19 protein-coding genes are annotated in these 18,266 nt (G+C 57.7%); 12 read left to right on the forward strand and 7 right to left on the reverse strand.

The features are described 5' to 3' along the window. Positions 1-4 precede the first annotated feature (4 nt). Complete coding sequence (locus tag GVK95_RS09255) at positions 5-1,837, reverse strand: chloride channel protein (protein WP_159948797.1); 1,833 nt, start codon at positions 1,835-1,837, stop codon at positions 5-7. A gap of 391 nt (positions 1,838-2,228) precedes the next feature. Here GVK95_RS09255 and GVK95_RS09260 point away from each other — a divergent pair, with 391 nt between their 5' ends. Further along, complete coding sequence (locus tag GVK95_RS09260; RefSeq protein ID WP_159948798.1) at positions 2,229-3,515, forward strand: FAD/NAD(P)-binding oxidoreductase; 1,287 nt, start codon at positions 2,229-2,231, stop codon at positions 3,513-3,515. 136 nt (positions 3,516-3,651) lie between these two features. On the opposite strand, the gene GVK95_RS09265 is transcribed toward GVK95_RS09260, so the two are convergent. Next, positions 3,652-4,092 carry a TIGR01244 family sulfur transferase gene (locus GVK95_RS09265; protein ID WP_244618718.1) on the reverse strand — a complete coding sequence of 147 codons (441 nt, stop codon included), beginning with the start codon at positions 4,090-4,092 and terminating at the stop codon, positions 3,652-3,654. Between the two features lie 203 nt (positions 4,093-4,295). Between GVK95_RS09265 and GVK95_RS09270 the strand changes: the two genes are divergently transcribed. From GVK95_RS09270 to arsH, 6 genes are all read left to right on the forward strand, one after another. Beyond that, positions 4,296-4,613, forward strand: a complete 318-nt coding sequence (locus GVK95_RS09270; protein WP_159948799.1) for a metalloregulator ArsR/SmtB family transcription factor — start codon at positions 4,296-4,298, stop codon at positions 4,611-4,613. A gap of 169 nt (positions 4,614-4,782) precedes the next feature. After that, complete coding sequence (locus GVK95_RS09275; protein ID WP_159948800.1) at positions 4,783-5,145, forward strand: metalloregulator ArsR/SmtB family transcription factor; 363 nt, start codon at positions 4,783-4,785, stop codon at positions 5,143-5,145. 18 nt (positions 5,146-5,163) lie between these two features. Beyond that, positions 5,164-5,688 (forward strand): arsenate reductase ArsC, encoded by a 525-nt coding sequence (locus GVK95_RS09280; RefSeq protein WP_159948801.1) that lies wholly within the window; start codon positions 5,164-5,166, stop codon positions 5,686-5,688. Between the two features lies 1 nt (position 5,689). Next, positions 5,690-6,751 carry an ACR3 family arsenite efflux transporter gene (arsB, locus tag GVK95_RS09285; protein ID WP_159948802.1) on the forward strand — a complete coding sequence of 354 codons (1,062 nt, stop codon included), beginning with the start codon at positions 5,690-5,692 and terminating at the stop codon, positions 6,749-6,751. Between the two features lie 2 nt (positions 6,752-6,753). Further along, positions 6,754-7,179, forward strand: a complete 426-nt coding sequence (gene arsC, locus GVK95_RS09290; RefSeq protein ID WP_200844253.1) for an arsenate reductase (glutaredoxin) — start codon at positions 6,754-6,756, stop codon at positions 7,177-7,179. A gap of 16 nt (positions 7,180-7,195) precedes the next feature. Continuing rightward, positions 7,196-7,879 carry an arsenical resistance protein ArsH gene (gene arsH / locus GVK95_RS09295; RefSeq protein WP_200844262.1) on the forward strand — a complete coding sequence of 228 codons (684 nt, stop codon included), beginning with the start codon at positions 7,196-7,198 and terminating at the stop codon, positions 7,877-7,879. 117 nt (positions 7,880-7,996) lie between these two features. Here the strand turns inward: arsH and GVK95_RS09300 are convergent, their stop codons facing one another. Then, the gene (locus tag GVK95_RS09300; protein ID WP_159949496.1) at positions 7,997-8,986 is read right to left on the reverse strand and encodes a GlxA family transcriptional regulator; all 990 of its coding nucleotides are present in this window, start codon (positions 8,984-8,986) and stop codon (positions 7,997-7,999) included. A 270-nt stretch (positions 8,987-9,256) separates the two neighbouring features. Here GVK95_RS09300 and GVK95_RS09305 point away from each other — a divergent pair, with 270 nt between their 5' ends. Both GVK95_RS09305 and GVK95_RS09310 read left to right on the forward strand, forming a co-directional pair. Beyond that, positions 9,257-9,847, forward strand: a complete 591-nt coding sequence (locus tag GVK95_RS09305) for an ankyrin repeat domain-containing protein (RefSeq protein WP_159948812.1) — start codon at positions 9,257-9,259, stop codon at positions 9,845-9,847. A gap of 82 nt (positions 9,848-9,929) precedes the next feature. Then, complete coding sequence (locus tag GVK95_RS09310) at positions 9,930-10,415, forward strand: YHS domain-containing (seleno)protein (RefSeq protein WP_159949498.1); 486 nt, start codon at positions 9,930-9,932, stop codon at positions 10,413-10,415. Between the two features lie 23 nt (positions 10,416-10,438). Here the strand turns inward: GVK95_RS09310 and GVK95_RS09315 are convergent, their stop codons facing one another. The 3 genes from GVK95_RS09315 to GVK95_RS25240 form a co-directional block, all read right to left on the reverse strand. Further along, positions 10,439-12,652, reverse strand: a complete 2,214-nt coding sequence (locus GVK95_RS09315) for an adenylate/guanylate cyclase domain-containing protein (RefSeq protein ID WP_159948814.1) — start codon at positions 12,650-12,652, stop codon at positions 10,439-10,441. Between the two features lie 224 nt (positions 12,653-12,876). Then, on the reverse strand, positions 12,877-13,527 hold the full coding sequence (locus tag GVK95_RS09320; protein ID WP_159948816.1) for a TetR/AcrR family transcriptional regulator: 651 nt from the start codon (positions 13,525-13,527) through the stop codon (positions 12,877-12,879). A 258-nt stretch (positions 13,528-13,785) separates the two neighbouring features. Further along, a complete protein-coding gene (locus GVK95_RS25240) occupies positions 13,786-14,367 on the reverse strand; it encodes a hypothetical protein (protein ID WP_244618719.1) in 582 nt (193 codons plus the stop codon). Here GVK95_RS25240 and GVK95_RS09330 point away from each other — a divergent pair. From GVK95_RS09330 to GVK95_RS09340, 3 genes are all read left to right on the forward strand, one after another. Continuing rightward, positions 14,308-14,946 (forward strand): alpha/beta family hydrolase, encoded by a 639-nt coding sequence (locus tag GVK95_RS09330; RefSeq protein WP_159948818.1) that lies wholly within the window; start codon positions 14,308-14,310, stop codon positions 14,944-14,946. The two genes, GVK95_RS25240 and GVK95_RS09330, sit on opposite strands and share 60 nt — an antisense overlap. A 135-nt stretch (positions 14,947-15,081) precedes the next feature. Beyond that, positions 15,082-16,065, forward strand: a complete 984-nt coding sequence (locus GVK95_RS09335; RefSeq protein ID WP_159948820.1) for a 3'-5' exonuclease — start codon at positions 15,082-15,084, stop codon at positions 16,063-16,065. Positions 16,066-16,224: 159 nt separating this feature from the next. Continuing rightward, the gene (locus GVK95_RS09340) at positions 16,225-16,371 is read left to right on the forward strand and encodes a DUF1127 domain-containing protein (RefSeq protein WP_159948822.1); all 147 of its coding nucleotides are present in this window, start codon (positions 16,225-16,227) and stop codon (positions 16,369-16,371) included. Between the two features lie 464 nt (positions 16,372-16,835). Here GVK95_RS09340 and GVK95_RS09345 read toward each other — a convergent pair whose 3' ends face one another. Further along, positions 16,836-18,086, reverse strand: a complete 1,251-nt coding sequence (locus GVK95_RS09345) for a D-amino acid dehydrogenase (protein ID WP_159948824.1) — start codon at positions 18,084-18,086, stop codon at positions 16,836-16,838. Positions 18,087-18,266: the final 180 nt, after the last annotated feature.

Below are 18,266 nucleotides of genomic sequence, written 5' to 3' on the forward strand. Positions count from 1 at the left end.
TGCCTCAGGTCTCGCCTGATACCTCGCGTCGCCTCTTGTCGAGCTCCTCGCTGTAGCGGCGCAGCGTGTAGCTTTCGGTCAGCAGGCCGATCACCTGTTGTTCGATCTTGTTGCTGAGCACGGCCAGGGCTTCGCTCTCGGCATGTTCGAAGATCCGGGTTGCCTGCTTGGCGTTCATGGTCGGAAGCAGGAAGGAATTCCTGAAGCGGATCAGGTCCAGGATCCCGCCATCTGTATCGACTACCAGGCTTGAATGGGCCTCGGGCACGAGCACGATGCCGACGTATTTTCCGTCATCATCAACGATTATGACGCGCTGGGTCGATCCGAGGGGAAAGCTTTCGCGGAATTTCGCCAGCGACACGCCGGCCGTCGCCGTCTTCACATCGGGGCGCATCAATTTGTCGACGGTCAGGTTTCTGATCCAGCCGACATCATGAGCGCTTCGGATGCTCTCACCGCGCAGGTGAAAACGCCAGGTCGCAAACGAGTAGCCGAACAGGTTGCGCACGGTCAAAGAGGCTGTGATGACGGCTGCAAGCGTCAGGGCGGTGATCGAGAAATCCCCCGTCACCTCGAGCGCCAGGAACGTCATGGTCAATGGGCCACCGATCACGGAAGCGGCAAGACAGCTCATGCCGATAATCGCATAGACGGCAGGGGTCAGCACGGATCCGGGGACCAGCCACATCCCGGTCAGAGCAAAGATCTTGCCGAGCAGGGCGCCGAGAAACAGCGAGGCGAAAAACAGCCCGCCGCGAAATCCGGATCCGATCGAGACTGCGGAGGCAAGTGACTTCATCAACAGCAGAAACCCGAGTGCCGGAATGGTCAGGTCCTGGTCGAGGTTGAGGTGAAGCGCGCCGTGCCCACCTGACAGGATCTGCGGAGAAACGAGGGCGAGAAGGCCGATGGCAATGCCGCCAAGGGCCGGGCGGATGGCCTGAGGTAGGGAGCTTTTGCGCGACACCTCCTCCACCATCGACACGCCGGTCATCAGGAGGATGCCGCCGCCGGCGCACAGAAGGCCAAGCAGCAGTGCCGGCATGTAGTCGGTCGGGATCACCGTTCCGAATGACGCGGCATTGATCAGAAAACTGCTCGGAACGAACAGTCGCGCAACACTGCTCGCCAGCAGGGATGCCGCGATCACCGGCGTCAGGCTGGCAATGCTGTAGGAACCGATGATCAACTCGAAAGCATAGAAAGCTCCGGTCAAAGGGGCATTGAAAGCCGCTGCGATCGCGCCGGCGGCACCACAACCGACCAGAATGCGCAAGTCGCCGCGGCGCAATTTCATCGCCACGCCGATCTTCGATGCGAAGCCGGATGACAGCTGCGTATAGCCTGCCTCGAGGCCGACAGAGGCGCCAAATCCATTGGAAATCAGGTTCTGTACGCAGACGATGATACTGTCCGTGAGAGACAGGCGTCCTCCGTGTAGGGCGTTGGCTTCAATCGGATCGACCATCGGCCTCTTTCGCCGATAGGCGAGCACCAGATGGATGAGCCCGAGCACGATGCCGCCAACGATCGGTGCAATGAGGATGGTGGTCGTGTCGAGCGAGGCGGCGCTGCTCAGGCGCTCGCCGACTTCGATGCGGAATATCGCCTGATGCAGCAGGCGGGCGATGGCACTCATCGCGACGACAACGAGACCGGCGAGTACGCCAACTATAGCGCCAAGCAGGACAATTCCGAGTTCACTCTGGCGAGCAAAGGCTCTGAACCGGCCGGGCGCGATCAGCAGTCGCAAGAGGCCGGTGCGCCACAAGGCGGCTTTCAGCGTCGAAGGCACGTTTCGTCCCCAATCAGGATCCGGTATTTTCTTCAGCATGACACATGCGGGTCAGGGTCACATGTCCAGGCGCGGCTTTGAGATGCGCAGGATGAACGTCGGCATGAATGTGCAGCCCGACTTTTCCGCCTGAACATGCGCGCGCACTCCATTGTGCTGACCTCGGCAAACTGTCAACCTCCAATGCCATTGTTCCCGAGCGCGGTGTCTGCCCCGCTCGCATCACGAGACTTTTACGAAGCGCAGGATGGCTCAAGGGTTGCCAGGGGCGGATCAACGTCCTGTAGCGTCTGATATGAGGTCGGCGGATGCGACGTGCGCCTCCGTGCCCGGGCCCATACTGACGCCTGTGTAGTCAGAAAGTATTGCCTTCTAATCTACGTTAGATCGTATATATATATGTGTGAACTTTAGCGTGGAGGAGACACGTATGGCAAATATTGTGGTACTGGGTGCCGGGCTTGGCGGCACCATCATGGCTTATGAAATCAGGGATCGTGTCGGCAAGGAGGATAATGTCATCCTGATCAGCAAGGGATCGACCTATTCCTTCGTGCCCTCCAACCCCTGGGTTGCGGTCGGCTGGCGCGACCGTGAGGCGATTGAAGTCGATCTTGAACCGGCATGTGCCAGGCGCAACATCGCGCTGAAGCCGCAAGGGGCAGAACGGCTCATCCCGGAAGAAAACCGCATTCAGCTGCTGGACGGTTCCTCGGTCAGCTACGACTATCTGGTCATCTCCACCGGTCCGGAACTAGCCTTCGATGAGATCCCCGGCTTTGGCCCAGAGGCCTTTACCCAGTCAGTATGCCATATCGACCATGCGCTGGAGACAAAGCTGGCGGTCGACCGGCTGATCGCCAATCCCGGCCCGGTGGTCATCGGTGCGGTTCAGGGTGCTTCCTGCTTCGGTCCAGCCTACGAATTCGCCTTCATTCTCGACAAGGCGCTGCGCGATGCCAAGGTACGTGACCGGGTTCCGATGACCTTCGTCACATCGGAACCCTATATCGGCCATCTCGGCCTCGACGGTGTGGGCGATACCAAGGGCCTGCTGGAGAGTGAACTGCGCAACCATCACATCAAGTGGATCACCAATGCGAAGGTCCAGCGGTTCGAAGAAGGAAAAGTGATCGCCGAAGAGTTGAACGAAGACGGGTCGACCAAGGCTGTGCATGAGGTTCCAGCAGCATTCACGATGATGCTGCCGGCATTCCGTGGCGTGTCGGCCGTACGCGACATCGAGGGACTGACCAATCCACGCGGGTTCATCCTGGTCGACAGGCACCAGCAGAACGGCCGGTATCCCAATATATTCTCGGTCGGCGTCTGCGTGGCGATCCCGCCGATGGGCAAGACACCCGTGCCGATCGGTGTCCCCAAGACCGGCTTCATGATTGAATCGATGGTCACTGCCACTGCCCACAATATCGAGCGCCTGGTCAGGGGCGAAAAGCCGAATGCCGAAGGTACTTGGAACGCAGTCTGCCTTGCCGATTTCGGCGATGGCGGCATCGCCTTCGTCGCCCAGCCGCAGATCCCCCCGCGCAATGTCAATTGGTCCTCGTCGGGGAAGTGGGTCCATGCCGCGAAGATAGGTTTCGAAAAATACTTCCTTTACAAGGTGCGCCTGGGCAAATCCGAGCCGTTCTATGAACGGCTGGCGCTACAAGCGCTTGGCATCGATAAGCTCAAGGCCATCAAGCTGGACCCATGACGACAATCGCCCGCCAATCGCTGGGTTGGCGGGCGCTCGCTTCCTGTTTTTTGTTGCGATCGCGGCAAAACTCGTCGGCTGAGCTCTGGCGCCTGATTGGCGAATGGGCGAGTTCGCTCAGCCCGCCGGTTCAGGGTCATGCTCGCTTGCACATCTCGAATGCGCTTGCGCAACGATTGCCCGAAGCACAATACGCCAAAACGGGGCCGGATGTTTCGCTGAGGACAGCTTTGAGTGCGCTCAGGTCGGCTGGCGTAATCGCACCCGGCACAACCGGGATATAATGCGCCTTGATGCCAACTGCTTTTGCCGCCATCTCCAATTCCGCGAATGTCGGCTGGAAAAACCCTTCCTTGTCAGGTCGCATGCAGATGACGGTCTTATAGCCGAGCCTGGCCACGTCCTGCATCGCTCCAGGCTTGATCTGGCCCGTGACGTGAAAATTGGGATCGATCGTTCGAATGCTCATGTGTTGCCTCCTATGTCGGTTATTGAGACGGGCGGGGTCCTGATCCGCAGTCATAGGCTCACGCAAGACGCGCGGAGCCTTCAGCAACTGCGAGCCAGCGCCGATCATCTGGCCTTCGAAGAATTCCGGTACGTGCGCGCCAACAGTGTAAACTACAAATATACGATAATTCGTATATACGATTAAATGAAATGAAAGTCAACGATATTGGGTCCGGCGACGCGGCAGGACATAGTCCTACGGGCTTCTGTTGCTGCCGACGTTGTGCAGATCCACTTGAAATCACACATGGTGTCTGTATATTCGTACCTATGAAGATTGATCCGGAAGCCATGAAAGCCGGGGCGGAGATTGCGAGCGAATTGCTCAAGTCGCTGTCCAACCGTTACCGTTTGCTGATATTGTGCCGTCTTGCGGACGGCGAGCATTCCGTCGGGCAACTGGCTGAATTCCTCGGAATTCGTGATTCGACGGTGTCGCAGCATTTGGCTTTGCTCCGGCGCGACCGGATCATTGCCGCGCGTCGGGATGGCCAGACTGTCTGGTACCGGATCGAAAGTGATCCAGCGCGTCAGATCGTCAACACGCTCTATAACAGCTTTTGCAAAACCGAAGACTGCGGCGAATAGCCATCTGATTTCTGCCCCGATATCCATGACCAAATCTCCAAAGATTTAGGGCCGCACTGGTTCGGGCGTTTCTCACGAGCATCTATTCTCAGCAAAAGATCTGGGTGCCGCGCGCTCCGACATGCAGAATGGCAATTGACAAAGTCAAAGTATCCAATATTCTGGATATATGGATGAGAATAAAACGATCATGGCGCTGTCCGCGCTCGCCCAGCCGACGCGGCTGCAGACCTTTCGCTTGCTTGTGGCCAGCGAGCCAAACGGAGTGGCTGCCGGCGAGTTGGCGCGCTTGGCCAATGTGCCGCAGAACACCATGTCGGCGCATCTTTCGATCATGACGAATGCCGGTTTGATCACGGGCGAGCGGCAAAGCCGGTCGATCATCTACCGCGCGGACCTGGAAACGTTTCGCGCCCTGATCCTCTACCTTTTGCAAGACTGCTGCGGCGGCAATGCCAATCTTTGCGCGCCGCTTATTGCCGATCTGACACCGTGCTGCCCTCTGCCAGAGACCGCGCACTCCACAACCTGAACATCGAGAGAAAGAGCCATGACCAAGGTCTTCAACGTGCTGTTCCTATGCACGGGCAATTCTGCACGCTCCATCCTGGCCGAATCCATTCTTGCCACGGAAGGCAAGGGCCAGTTCAAGGCCTTCTCGGCTGGAAGCCATCCCAAGGGGGAAGTTCATCCGTTGGCCCTCAAGACGCTGGCTGCGCTCGGCTATCCGCATGAGGGCTTCCGGTCGAAGAGTTGGGATGAGTTTGCCGGTCAGGATGCGCCCGAGTTCGATTTTATATTCACCGTCTGCGACAATGCTGCAGGTGAGGCCTGCCCGGTGTGGATCGGTCACCCGATGACGGCCCATTGGGGCGTCGAGGATCCTGCAGCGGTAGAGGGCGCCGATTTCGACAAGCAACAGGCTTTTGCCCAGGCTGCCCGCTTCCTGAAGAACCGCATCATGGCATTTCTCAGCCTGCCGCTGGCATCGATCGACAAGCTTGCGCTGGAGACCCGGCTCAAGCAGATCGGCAGTATGGATGGCTCGACCTCATCCGATGGGAAGGTTGCCTGAAATGTCCACATTCGAACGCTATCTGACCGTCTGGGTCGCTCTCTGCATCATCGCGGGCATCGGACTTGGTCACGCAGTTCCAAGCGTGTTTCAGGCCATAGGCGGCTTGGAGGTTGCCAAGGTCAATCTGCCCGTCGCCGTGCTGATCTGGTTGATGGTCATCCCGATGCTGCTGAAGATCGACTTTACCGCGCTTGGCCATGTCGGGCGATACTGGCGTGGGATCGGCATCACGGTCTTCATCAACTGGGCCGTCAAGCCTTTTTCGATGGCACTTCTCGGGTGGTTGTTCATCGGCTGGCTCTTCAGGCCGTATCTGCCGGAGACGCAGATCGATTCTTACATCGCGGGCCTGATCATACTTGCCGCCGCCCCGTGTACCGCCATGGTTTTCGTCTGGTCGAACCTCACCAAGGGGGAGCCGCATTTCACCTTGAGCCAGGTGGCGCTGAATGATGCCATCATGATCGTCGCTTTCGCGCCGATCGTGGCGCTGCTGCTGGGGCTTTCAGCCATTACGGTTCCCTGGGATACACTGATCCTGTCGGTCGTGCTCTACATCGTCATCCCGGTGATCATTTCCCAGATTGTTCGCAGGGCTTTGCTGTCCGACGGTTCACCCGTCCGTCTGGATGGCCTGCTTGCCCGTATCCAGCCTCTGTCGCTGGTAGCCCTGCTGGCGACACTTGTCCTGCTCTTCGGTTTTCAGGGCGAGCAAATCATCGAGCAGCCGGGTATTATTGCACTGCTCGCCGTTCCGATCCTCATTCAGGTCTATTTCAACTCGGGTCTTGCCTATTTGCTCAACCGTTGGTCGGGCGAGGAACATTGCGTGGCTGGTCCTTCCGCCTTGATCGGTGCGTCCAATTTCTTCGAACTCGCGGTGGCAGCAGCCATCAGCCTGTTCGGTTTCAATTCCGGTGCGGCGCTAGCAACGGTCGTCGGCGTTCTCATCGAGGTGCCGGTCATGCTTTCGGTCGTGTGGATCGTGAACCGTTCCAAGGACTGGTACGAACGCGCGCCTGCCGTCTCCCGCAATGCTGCCGTAGAGAGGAAAGCCTGATTATGGACGTGACCATCTATCATAATCCCGACTGCGGGACTTCGCGCAATACGCTGGCCTTGATCCACCATGCCGGTATCGAGCCCACGGTGGTCGAATACCTGAAAGCAACGCCATCGAGGGAGAAACTGGTAAATTTGATCTCTGACGCAGGACTGATGGTCCGCGACGCGATCCGCCAGAAAGGAACGCCCTATGCGGCGCTCGGCCTGGACGATCCGGCGCTCACCGACGACCAGCTGATCGATGCAATGCTCGATCAGCCAATCCTGATCAATCGCCCTTTCGTGGTGACGCCACTGGGCACAAGGCTGTGCCGCCCTTCCGAGATCGTCCTGGATATACTGCCCGAGGATGCATTCTCCGGACCCTTTTCAAAGGAGGACGGTGCGCCATTGCTGGACGAGAGGGGGAAGCGCGTTGTCTGATCTGCCTGTTGCTGCCATGGATCATCTTCACCTGCCGGACAGCGACGCCCTGCGGCGGGGGTTGTCCACGCACAAGCCGCGTATTCTCATCCTCTATGGCTCGCTGCGTCCGCTATCCTACAGCCGTCTTCTCGCGCATGAAGCTCGCCGTCTGCTGGAACATCTCGGTGCCGATGTTCGCATCTTTGATGCGGATGGCCTGCCGCTGCCCGACAGTGCGCCCGTTACACATCCCAAGGTCGAGGAGCTCCGGCAATTGTCGGGCTGGTCGGAGGGACAGGTCTGGGTTAGCCCGGAGCGCCATGGTGCGATGACGGGTGTCATGAAGGCGCAGATCGACTGGATCCCGCTTTCCATAGGTGCCCTGCGCCCGACACAGGGCAAAACGTTGGCTCTGATGCAGGTGTCCGGTGGGTCGCAGTCATTCAATGCACTCAACCAGATGCGTATTCTCGGCCGTTGGATGCGGATGATCACCATCCCGAACCAGTCGTCGGTGGCGAAAGCCTATCAGGAGTTCGACGAGTCTGGACGGATGAAGCCATCTTCCTATTACGACCGCGTCGTGGATGTCTGCGAGGAATTGATGAAGTTCACGCTCCTGACGCGAGACGTATCGGGTTATCTGACGGATCGCTACAGCGAGCGGAAAGAAGCGGCGGAAAAGCTCGAACAGCGTACCAGGTTGAAATCCATCTGATACGACAGGCAGATGAAGGGGCAAGCCGACTGATCGAAAAGATCACAGGGTGGCGAGATTAGGGAGAGATGGAGCAGGGCGATGCGGCGCGGAAATTGGATATGATCCGAGCCGTGGCTAATCTGCCATGGATGCACGCAGCTGGGTCGGGGTCTGGCCGAAGGTCTGCTTGAAGGCGCGCGAGAAGTGCGACGCGTTTTCAAAGCCCGTGTCGAGCGCGATTTCGATCAGTGGCGCTTTTGATTGCAGAAGCACCTGCTTGGCTCGTTCCAGCCGGACCCTGCGATAGACCAGTGCGGGCGTACTGTTGGTTTCGCTGAGGAATAGCCGTTCGAGCTGCCGTCTCGACAGGCCGACCGAGCGTGCCAGTTCCGGTATCGTTATCGTGCCCTCGATATGCCGGTCCATCATGATCAGCACGGCCCGGATGCGCGCATCTTCCGACGCGATCTCGAGCGGTCTGCGGGGCTGGATTTCCAGCGCGGTACGCGCTCTCTCAATTTGGAGAACCTCAAGCGCGTTGCGGGCTGCATCGTGACCGATATGTCGCTGGACGATCGAGGCGGCCATGTCGGCCGCGCTACTGCCGCCGGCACAGGAGCCGCGCGTGCGGTCAAGATTGAATATACGGTCGGATCGAACCTGATGGTCGGGGAACCGGTCTCGAAACGCCTGATAGTGCAGCCAGCTGACGCATGTCTGATGTTGTTTCATCAGGCCGATCTCGGCCAGGATGAACGAGCCGGTGCAGACGCCGATCAGTCGCACATTTTTCGTCGCGGCAGCTTTCAGGAAGCTCACGGTTTCCTGGTCTATGGGCGTCTCGCTGTTCAGCAGGCCACCAACGACCACAATATAGTGAAACTGGCTCGGATCGACAAAGTCGGACGTCGGCGCGACTTTGACGCCGCAACTGGACATGATCAGGTGGCGTGTGCTGCCGAGAACCTCCCAGTCTGCAAGCACACGCCCTGACCTGTCAAATTCGTCGCTCGCAAGCCGAAGCGTATCGACAAACAGCGAAAAGGCCGAAAGCGTAAAGGACTTGGACAGGACGAAGCCGATCTTCAGGCGTTCGCCAGGAGCGCTTGTATCGGAGTATTTCATAGTCACGTTGATCAAATCCCGCCTGAAGACACTGTCAACGCTATTCTATACGCCGCGTCCAGAGCACCTACAACAAGGGCCTCCAAGTCACCCCATGTTTGATCAGACGCCACCACTACCGGATTTTGCGTATCGAAGACGCGCGTGGGGTATTCGGTCGTTCGGATCAAGTTGCCATCCGTCTTCTCTCGTCATTGTCCAAGTGGTCGCTATGCGGTATACTCTTTTCTTGTCCGCACTGATCGAACCAATGACAGATCGGAGGGCGCGATGAGGATTTTTTACATTTTTGTGCAAGTTGCAACGCTGTGGGTTGCCACAGCTGTGGCTGGTCCACTGCACGACGCTGCCAAAAGCGGTGATCTGGATGCTGTAAAAGGCATGCTGACCCAAGATCATGATCTGGCGGCGCCCGACAGCGCAGGCGAGCCACCGCTGCTTCTGGCGGCACTTGCCGGGCACGCCGATGTGACTGCGTTTCTTCTGGAACGCGGTGCCGACATCGAAACCCGCAACAAGGGTGGCCTGACTGCCCTGCATGCGGCTGCATATGCGGGTAAACTGGATGTGGTGATGCTGCTTGTGTCCAAAGGGGCTGCAATCAACGATGCCCGCAATTTCTATCAGATGTCGCCGCTCCATGCGGCCGCCGAAGAGGGGCATGCGGATATTGTCGCCTTCCTGCTGGCAAACAAGGCAGACATTGAAGCCAAGGAAAGAAATGGAATTACACCGCTGAGCCAGGCCGGCTGGCGCGAGCATTGGGACGTGGCCCAATTGTTGCTGAATGCTGGCGCTGCATGTCAGGATGCCGCCATTGTCGGCGAGTGGCTACACGGTGAATGTATCAAACGGAAATAGCGCCTTGCAGCTTGAGGACGTGAGCTGAGGTGCGAACAAGGAGGATGCGATGTTACGCAAAACGCGCTCGGCTTGCCTTGCAATGGCGACGGGGGTTGCTGCGGTTCTACTCTTGGCTGCCCCGGCGATTGCTGCTGAAGATGTCGTCAACACGGGTTACTTTGGCGATGTCGCGATCAAGGGTTTCGACCCGGTCGCCTACTTTACGCAAAATCAGGCGATGGAAGGGTCTGCGACATATTCCCACCACTGGCTGGGCGCGACCTGGCATTTTGCCAGCGCGGAGAACATGGCCCTTTTCATCAAGGATCCAGCCAGATACGCACCCCAATACGGTGGCTATTGCGCAGATGGCGTGTCCCTTGGCACGGTGACAACCAACATAGACCCGAAAGCCTGGCGGATTATCGAGGGCAAGCTCTATATCAGTTACGATCCGGGGGCTGCCGAAGGTTTCGAGAAGAACCCGATGAAGGTTGCCAACTCGAAGCAGCATTGGGCTGACGTTCAGCACACGCTTGTTTCGGAAAAGCTGCAGACCGATTGGCGCAAGGGTACTTCGAACTGATTGATTGTATCGTGCGAGGTCGTTCAAGCCGCTGGGGCAAGCGAAAAGAACTTCAATGCCTGCGGGGTGACATGAACATACTCGCCGCGTGACCGGTTCTCTCCATTGCGGTAGACATATCCGCAGACCATGCGATCAAGGAACGAGCCACCGAATGTTTCGCACAGTTGGCCATCGCGAATTTCGGCAATGCCGGTAATGCTTGTATTGGCGCTGCGATAGGCTGTATTTCCGGCCTTGTCGAAGTGCTGAATGAAGTCTGTGCCGTTCTTGTGCTTGCCGATCCAGGTCTTGTCGCTGACCAGTTTGCGAAGGTCTGCCTCACTAATTTTGTCTGCCGGCTTTCCTTCAAAACCAAAAGGCCATTCCGGAATGCCGGCCGCGCGCAGGCCTGCCAGATGATATTGAAGGTCCTCGCTGTTCCAGTAGTCATAGAGATAGCTGTAATAGGTCAAGTTGGTGTCGGGGAATAGCTGCAGCAGTCGCGTTGCTGCTTGAGCGCCGCGCTGCTTGTCGCGATTGGCCATGTATGCGGCGGCCAGATACTCATGCACGGGTTCGGCATTCGGCAAGGCATCTCGGGCCGCCTCCATCAAAGGGATCGCTCTGTCGAGATCGTGGGCCGTGTAGAAGACGATGCCGGCCAACAATTGAAAGCTTGGCGATGGCGAAGGATCCAGCCGCATGGCTTTCTCCATCTCGCTGATTGCCTCTTCATGTCTTTCCGTATGCGCGAGAATTAGTGCCAGGTTGCCAAAAGCCTCAGCGTCACTTGGTTGCGCCACCACAGCCTGCGTTGCGGAAGCCATCGCCTCGGCGCTGCGGCCGTCGACCAGTTGCAGAAGCGCCAGGACCGCAAGCGCGCGCGCATTGTCGGGGGCGAGTTTCAATGCCTGTCCTGCTGCATCATAGGCAATCTTTCGGGCAACCGCGGCCGACCAGAGATAGGTGTAGTCGTTGCGCCAGACATCCACAGCCACCCGTGCGATGCCTGCATGCGCGTCGGCGAATTTCGGGTCCAGGTCGATCGCCTTCTGGTAAAACGAGAGTGTCTGGCGATAGGTCTCGACGTCGCTATAGGTAATCCCCTTCTGTTCGGCTCTCAGATAATAGTCATAGGCCTCGAGATTCTCGGTCGGGATGCGGGCCAGCCGATGACGTTCTCCCTCACTCAGTTTGACCGACATGGCAGAAATGATCTTGCTGATCACGTCATCCTGAACTGCGAAGATATTGGCATATTCGCGATCATATCGTTCCGCCCAAAGCGATAGGCCGGTCACTGCGTCGATGAGCTTGGCGTTGATGCGTAGTCTTGCGCCGGCCTGCTGCAATGTACCTTCCAGCACATATTGAACGCCGAGTTCGGCAGCGACATCCTGAACCTTGCCGGATGTGGTTGTGATGGCGAAGACCGAATGGCGTGCGATGACAAACAACCCGGAAACCCGCGACAGTTCCGTGATGAGATCGTCTGTCAGGCCATCGGCGAGATGATCATGGGTCTTGTCTCCGCTGACATTGATGAAGGGCAGAACGGCGACCGACGGCTTGTCCGGCAGGGGATAGGTAAAACGATCGCTCAGTAAAGACGGCTGGATGAATGTCCAGGGTTGCAACCAGATACCCGCACCGCCAACAGCGAACAGAAATGCGGCTGTCGCCAGACTACGATGAACGCGACGCGGTTTGCGGGCCTCAGCAGTCTTTCCGGCGGCCGCCGGATCAAGCAGGACGCGGTAGATGCGAACGGGATCGGCGATATTCTTGACCTTCTGCTCGCCCAGAGACGTGAAACCGACCGGCAGTCTTGATTTGATCTGATCATAGGCCGATCCCGAAAGGGCGATGCCGCCCGGTTCTGCCAGCGTCTGGATCCGGGCCGCAATGTTGATGCTGTCGCCGTGGATGTCCGTGCCTTCGACGATGATGTCGCCGAGGTTGATGCCGATGCGAAAATCGAGCCGGTGTTCGGGTGACGCTAGCGCTTCCTTTTTTGCCTTTTGTTGCTGTACGGCGACCGCGCAACGGGCTGCATCGACCACACTGTGGAACTCGACCAGCAGTCCGTCGCCCATGGTTTTGACGAGCCGGCCGTTGTGCCGGGCGATCTCGGGCTCGAAAATGGTCTCCATGTCACGTTGAAAGCGGGCACGCGTTCCTTCCTCGTCGATCTGGCTCAGACGGCTGTAGCCAACGACGTCGGCAATCAGGATGGCTGCGAGATGGCGCTCCATGCTCCGTCTCCCGGAGCGTGTGCTCCAGCGGCTATTCTATAGGAGACAGGCGCTCGACGCCATTGCGTCGGCGTGCAGGGAGTTCTCTTCTCCGCCCTATCACCAGACATACTCGCGTATCGATGGGACTGCTCGTCCTTGATCATGCGAAATTTACGGCCGATGCTGGCTTGCCGCACCTACTTGTCCGAAACCTGATCAACGCAGGTCTCGGTAGTTGTGTGTCAGGACGGCCGTGTTCCGCGAACAAAAAGATCAATGCACTGTTCAAGGTGGCGCCGGCGATCTGCTCTGCTTTTGAAGTCTTCTCGCCTAGGGCCCATTGCGCCAAATAGCAAATCCATCAGCATCCGGGCACTGCCGAGCGGATCTTCGATCACCAGCTTTCCGCGTTTGGCCTCGGCCGACAGCCAGTCTGCAAGTATCTGGCGTGAGCGATCGATTCCATCGCGTCTCAGGATTTCAGCAATTTCGGGAAACTGTCCGCCTTCGCGCATGACGATATGGATGAAGGCCTGTCGCTCATTCTCGGCCGCTTCGTCGATATCGATCATGAAGATCTTCTGCAGCACGGTGTCGATGGGGGCGTCTTCGTCGACAGGGCGCGGCAGATCAAGCATCATTTGCCGGTGTGCGGCAACCACGGCGAGAAACAGGTCTGACTTGGAGGGAAACAGACGGTAGAGCGTCTGCTTGGAGATCCGGCATCTTGCCGCGACAATATCCGTCGTAGTCCCGGAAAACCCCAGCTCGACAAATGTCTTGCGCGCCGTGTCGATAATGTCCGAGCGCCGATCCGTGTCGGAATGCGTTTTCGGTCTGCCGCGCTTGCGTTTTGCAGCGGGTTGCACGGCTGTTGTTTCGGTGTCGCTCATACGCTTGTCATAGCATCTGATTGACAATCATCCAGCCAATATAAAGATAGTACTATATGGTACCAATAATTTTCAGAGTCTGAATTTGATTTAAGCTTGTTTTTTGAGCCGCAAGCCCCATTGCTTCATCGCGAAGATGCAGGAGGGAGCGGGCGAGATGGCTAGTCTGGCATCGGTGGTCCGGTGACAATCAGCAAGCGCACCTGCCATCAAGTCCTCTGAAGCGGCCACGTTGGCCGCCCCAGGGTGCAGGAGCAATCATACATAGGCCGTACGGTCGCCGAAGGCGCTGTCTTCGTCGAAATTCTTAGTGCCGATCCGTTCGCTTTCACCGGACATTTCCTGCGGAGCTTCCTCCTCGGTTTTTGTCGATGTGGTCGTTTGCGTATCGCTGCTTTCGGTCACGCTGATTTTTGCAATCTTGGACTGCAATGTCGCGATAGCCTTTTCAATCGTGGCTTTTTCTTCCTCGTCGTCCGTTTCAGACAGGGCAGCCTGCTTTTCTGCAAGCTGTGCCTCAAGCGATGCGAGATCGCTCGCGGAACTGGACGAGGATGTTGAACTCAGAATACTGGTTGCAGAACTTGAAATTGCGCTGACCATGAGAGTAACCTTCATTGATGAATGGTCTCGTTTTAGGCCGGAAATGTTAACGAAATCATAATTAAGGTACCGGGCGGTACATTTAGTTGCCGTGGGATGTTTGCGATCCATATCCATCCCTTCATTCCGGCCCTGCGAAACAATGCGGATCATGGTTAGGACAAAGTCGGGTGATGGATGACCAGTTTCCTGTTTGATGGTCCGAGCAAGGCCAGGGGCACAATTCTGCTTGCCCATGGGGCAGGGGCGCCGATGGACACGGCGACGATGAATGCCATTGCTCAAGCGCTGGCTTCCTCCGGTTTTCGCGTTGCCCGCTTCGAATTTGACTACATGGCGGCCAGGCGCGTTTTGGCCGCCCGCCGCCCGCCGCCGGTGGCAGAAAAGCTCATGACTGAGTATCGCCAGGCCGTGGAGCAACTCAAGGCAAATGGGCCGCTGATCATTGGCGGAAAATCAATGGGCGGCCGTGTGGCGAGCCTGGTTGCAGATGATCTGTTCGACGCCAAACGGGTCGCAGGGCTCCTGTGTCTTGGATATCCCTTTCACCCGACCGGCAAGCCACAACAATTGCGCACGGCTCATCTTGCCGATCTTGAAACGCCGGCATTGATCGTCCAGGGCACGCGGGATCCGTTTGGAACACGTGACGAAGTCGAAACCTATGACTTGGCTCATACGATCGAGTTGCTCTGGCTCAAAGACGGCGATCACGATCTGAAGCCTCGCAAAAGCGTCTCAGGCTTCTCGTTTGCCGACCATATGAACATCCTGGCAAAGGAGGTTTCGATGTGGGCCGACAGAAATACGCAATAGTCCGGCGGGCACTTGGCTGGGGTTGAGGGCGCAACCGCTATGGCTGCTCCTTTGGCAGGTCTTTTTGCCAAACGGCAGTGGATCGATGTGGAGGCGGTGGTGACATTGATGCAGCCTCAGCACATAGAATAGGACATGACGAATCAGTTTGATATGTTCGCACAGCAGGCAGATGTCGGCCCCCGGTCCGCTCCAGGCAAGGTTCATCCGGCCAATCCGAGGAAGCATCAGCCGTCAACTGCAATGAGCGAAGAGGCCATGGTTCGGCATCTGTCCGAGACCGGCCGATATCGTCTGCTGAAGAAACTTGAACCGCGGCAGGTCGTGGCGGTTGCGCGTCCAGAATATCCGTTGCGCGGCGTCATTCTCGACACGGAAACAACGGGTCTCAATGCGCGCAAGGACGAGATCATCGAGATCGGCGTCATCGCTTTCACATTCGATCATTGCGGAAATATTGGAGATGTTACGGGCATCTACGGCGGTTTGCGGCAGCCAACTGTGCCTATCCCGGCCGAGATCACCAAACTGACCGGGATTACCGACGAGATGGTAGCCGGCCAGTCGATCGACCTGACCGCATTGTATGCGCTGATTGATCCTGCCGATCTGGTTATCGCGCATAATGCAGGTTTCGACCGTCCTTTCTGCGAGGCGTTCTCGCCGATGTTTGCAGCCAAGGCCTGGGCTTGCTCCAATTTTGAAGTGGATTGGTCGTCGCGCGGGTTTGAAGGCACCAAGCTTGGTTATCTGATCAATCAGGCCGGATATTTCCATGATGGTCATCGAGCGGTCGATGACTGTTTCGCGCTGTTGGAAGTGCTGTCGCGTGAGGCGGCGGGGCGGTTACCCGCATTTGCTGAACTCTATGAATCCAGTCAGCGAACACGTGTTCGCGTCTATGCCGAAGGCAGTCCCTTCGACATGAAGGACCATCTCAAGGCGCGCGGCTATCGGTGGTCTGATGGCAGCGATGGCCGCCCCAAATCCTGGTGGGTTGAGGTTGGCGAAGAAGCGCTTGAGGACGAACTCCATTTTCTCCGTAGCGAAATCTATCGCTACGGAGATGCCGATCCGCCGATGAAGCGCCTGACGGCGTGCGATCGATTTCGTGGCTAACAAGGTGCCACGCATGATCCATGCGTCCTGATCATGGCTGACCTGTGAGCTTGTCACTTTTGTTGGGGCAGGCATGCGCCTATATTCCAACCATCGAAACGACGTTGGAACTGAAGCAAGGTTGCTGGCGTCAAAGAGACCTCACGAAAGGGGATCATCATGAACGTAGCACGCTCTTTTAATAACTGGCGCAAGTATCGTCAGACGGTTGCCGAACTTGGCCGCATGTCGAGCCGTGAACTGTCCGACATCGGTATCAGCCGCGCCGACATCCACAGTGTCGCCCGTGCATCATACGCTCGCTAACGCCTGAAGACATCTTCGCATGTTTGCACGACGCCCGCTGATGACGCGGGCGTTTTTGCATTTGGGATTTTCGTGCTCGGTGCGGTCGGTGCTTTTTGGCGGAATGGGTGCCGCCGCCTTGTGGGTTTGGGCGCATGATTCCGGCGCATTCGAGCAATGCTATTTCTGCATGGCTGCACTGCAACAAGGCGTATTTTATAAGCACGGCGATGCTGTATGTTGGATTTCAACGAAGCAATGCACCTCCTCCCGCAGAGCTTCGTGTTTCAGGCGACCCACTCCTCCTCCCAGGGGCGCCTGTAGGGACAGCGGCACTCCTCCTCCCAGTCGCTGTTCATCATTTCGAAAAGCCTGCCGCACCTCCTCCCGCGGCAGGCTTTTTCGTTTGTGCGGGTTTCTCGGAAAATTTGGTGAAGCTGTTTGTGCCGACGTGACGCCGGCTCCTTTGCCGATGCTGCCTCAGGTCAAGCGTAACGGCTGATCGCAAGATCTGTCGCATCAATATCAGGGGTGCGGCCACTGACGAGATCTGAAATCACCCTTGCCGAGCCTGAGCTCATCGTCCATCCGAGCGTGCCATGTCCGGTGTTGAGGAACAGGCCCTTGATCTTCGTCGGGCCGATCACCGGCGTTCCGTCCGGCGTCATCGGGCGCAGACCGGACCAGAATGTTGCCTTCGACACATCGCCGCCGGGAAACAGGTCTGACACCGAATGTTCAAGCGTGCGTCGCCGCGCCTGGCCGAGATCATTGGTATAACCAGAGATTTCGGCCATGCCACCGACGCGAATGCGTTCGCCAAGTCGCGTGATGGCGATCTTGTAGGTTTCGTCCATGACGGTGGATTCCGGCGCGCGTGACGCATCGGTGATCGGGATGGTCAGCGAATATCCCTTGACCGGATAGACGGGCAGGGAAATGCCAAGCGGCTTCAGCAGGATAGGGGAGTAGCTACCCAGCGCCATGACGACGGCATCAGCTGCAAATCGTTGCTTGTCGGTAATAATTGTTCGGAGCTGTCCGCCTTCGACGTCCAGGCCCAGTATATGATGGCCATAGGCAAATCGCACGCCGAGTGCTTCGGCCTTTGCGGCCAGCGCATTGGCAAACTTGAAGCAGTCGCCGGTTTCATCCTTTGGGGTCAAAAGCCCGCCGACGATCCTGTCGCGCACCTGGGCGAGTGCCGGTTCCACACGAACACAGCCGTCACGGTCGAGCACTTCATAGGGGATGCCGTCGGCAGCGAGCGCTTTGACGTCCTTGCCTGAAGCGTCCAGCTGTTGCTGTGTCCGAAACAGCTGCAGCGTGCCCTGCATGCGCTCGTCATAGGAAATTCCCGTTTCGGTGCGCAGCGCAGCAAGCGATACGCGGCTGTAGTCAGCCAGTCGCAACATCCGGCTCTTGTTGATGGCATAACGCTTGGAGGTGCAGTTCGACAGCATCTTCAGCATCCATGACAGCATGGCTGCATCGATTTTGGGACGCAGGATCAGGGGTGCATGCTCCATGAGCAACCACTTCATCGCCTTCATTGGAATGCCTGGGGCTGCCCAGGGTGAGCAGTAGCCGAAGGAGACTTCGCCGGCATTGGCAAAGCTGGTCTCGAGAGCGGGAGCCTGCTGACGGTCGATGACTGTCACGTCGTGGCCGGCTTTCGCCAGCTGATAGGCAGACGTTACGCCGATGATGCCGGCGCCGAGAACGATGACTTTCATGTGGTCCCCACAGGCCAAGAGAAGCGTTCAGCAATAGCGCCGTTGCGAACGCAATGCGAGCCTTGTTGAGGCCGGCCATGCAGCGACTTGGCAGTTAGCCCCAACGAAATAACAGGGGGGGCCTTCACACGTCTGCAGATGATTTGGCACTCCATGCCGCCATGTGTGATCCGGAGTGTC

This window comes from Rhizobium sp. 18065 (assembly GCF_902706095.1).
Classification (GTDB): Bacteria; Pseudomonadota; Alphaproteobacteria; order Rhizobiales; family Rhizobiaceae; genus Allorhizobium.

Coding starts and splice junctions, on each gene's coding strand:
- GVK95_RS09345 (WP_159948824.1), bottom strand. CDS start 18,086: ATGAAAGTCATCGTTCTCGGCGCCGGCATCATCGGCGTAACGTCTGCC.
- GVK95_RS09320 (WP_159948816.1), bottom strand. CDS start 13,527: ATGAGCGACACCGAAACAACAGCCGTGCAACCCGCTGCAAAACGCAAG.
- GVK95_RS09340 (WP_159948822.1), top strand. CDS start 16,225: ATGAACGTAGCACGCTCTTTTAATAACTGGCGCAAGTATCGTCAGACG.
- GVK95_RS09315 (WP_159948814.1), bottom strand. CDS start 12,652: ATGGAGCGCCATCTCGCAGCCATCCTGATTGCCGACGTCGTTGGCTAC.
- GVK95_RS09255 (WP_159948797.1), bottom strand. CDS start 1,837: ATGCTGAAGAAAATACCGGATCCTGATTGGGGACGAAACGTGCCTTCG.
- GVK95_RS09275 (WP_159948800.1), top strand. CDS start 4,783: ATGGATGAGAATAAAACGATCATGGCGCTGTCCGCGCTCGCCCAGCCG.
- GVK95_RS09260 (WP_159948798.1), top strand. CDS start 2,229: ATGGCAAATATTGTGGTACTGGGTGCCGGGCTTGGCGGCACCATCATG.
- GVK95_RS09305 (WP_159948812.1), top strand. CDS start 9,257: ATGAGGATTTTTTACATTTTTGTGCAAGTTGCAACGCTGTGGGTTGCC.
- GVK95_RS09310 (WP_159949498.1), top strand. CDS start 9,930: ATGGCGACGGGGGTTGCTGCGGTTCTACTCTTGGCTGCCCCGGCGATT.
- GVK95_RS09280 (WP_159948801.1), top strand. CDS start 5,164: ATGACCAAGGTCTTCAACGTGCTGTTCCTATGCACGGGCAATTCTGCA.
- GVK95_RS09330 (WP_159948818.1), top strand. CDS start 14,308: ATGACCAGTTTCCTGTTTGATGGTCCGAGCAAGGCCAGGGGCACAATT.
- arsB (WP_159948802.1), top strand. CDS start 5,690: ATGTCCACATTCGAACGCTATCTGACCGTCTGGGTCGCTCTCTGCATC.
- arsC (WP_200844253.1), top strand. CDS start 6,754: ATGGACGTGACCATCTATCATAATCCCGACTGCGGGACTTCGCGCAAT.
- GVK95_RS25240 (WP_244618719.1), bottom strand. CDS start 14,367: ATGGGCAAGCAGAATTGTGCCCCTGGCCTTGCTCGGACCATCAAACAG.
- GVK95_RS09265 (WP_244618718.1), bottom strand. CDS start 4,092: ATGATCGGCGCTGGCTCGCAGTTGCTGAAGGCTCCGCGCGTCTTGCGT.
- GVK95_RS09300 (WP_159949496.1), bottom strand. CDS start 8,986: ATGAAATACTCCGATACAAGCGCTCCTGGCGAACGCCTGAAGATCGGC.
- GVK95_RS09270 (WP_159948799.1), top strand. CDS start 4,296: ATGAAGATTGATCCGGAAGCCATGAAAGCCGGGGCGGAGATTGCGAGC.
- arsH (WP_200844262.1), top strand. CDS start 7,196: ATGGATCATCTTCACCTGCCGGACAGCGACGCCCTGCGGCGGGGGTTG.
- GVK95_RS09335 (WP_159948820.1), top strand. CDS start 15,082: ATGACGAATCAGTTTGATATGTTCGCACAGCAGGCAGATGTCGGCCCC.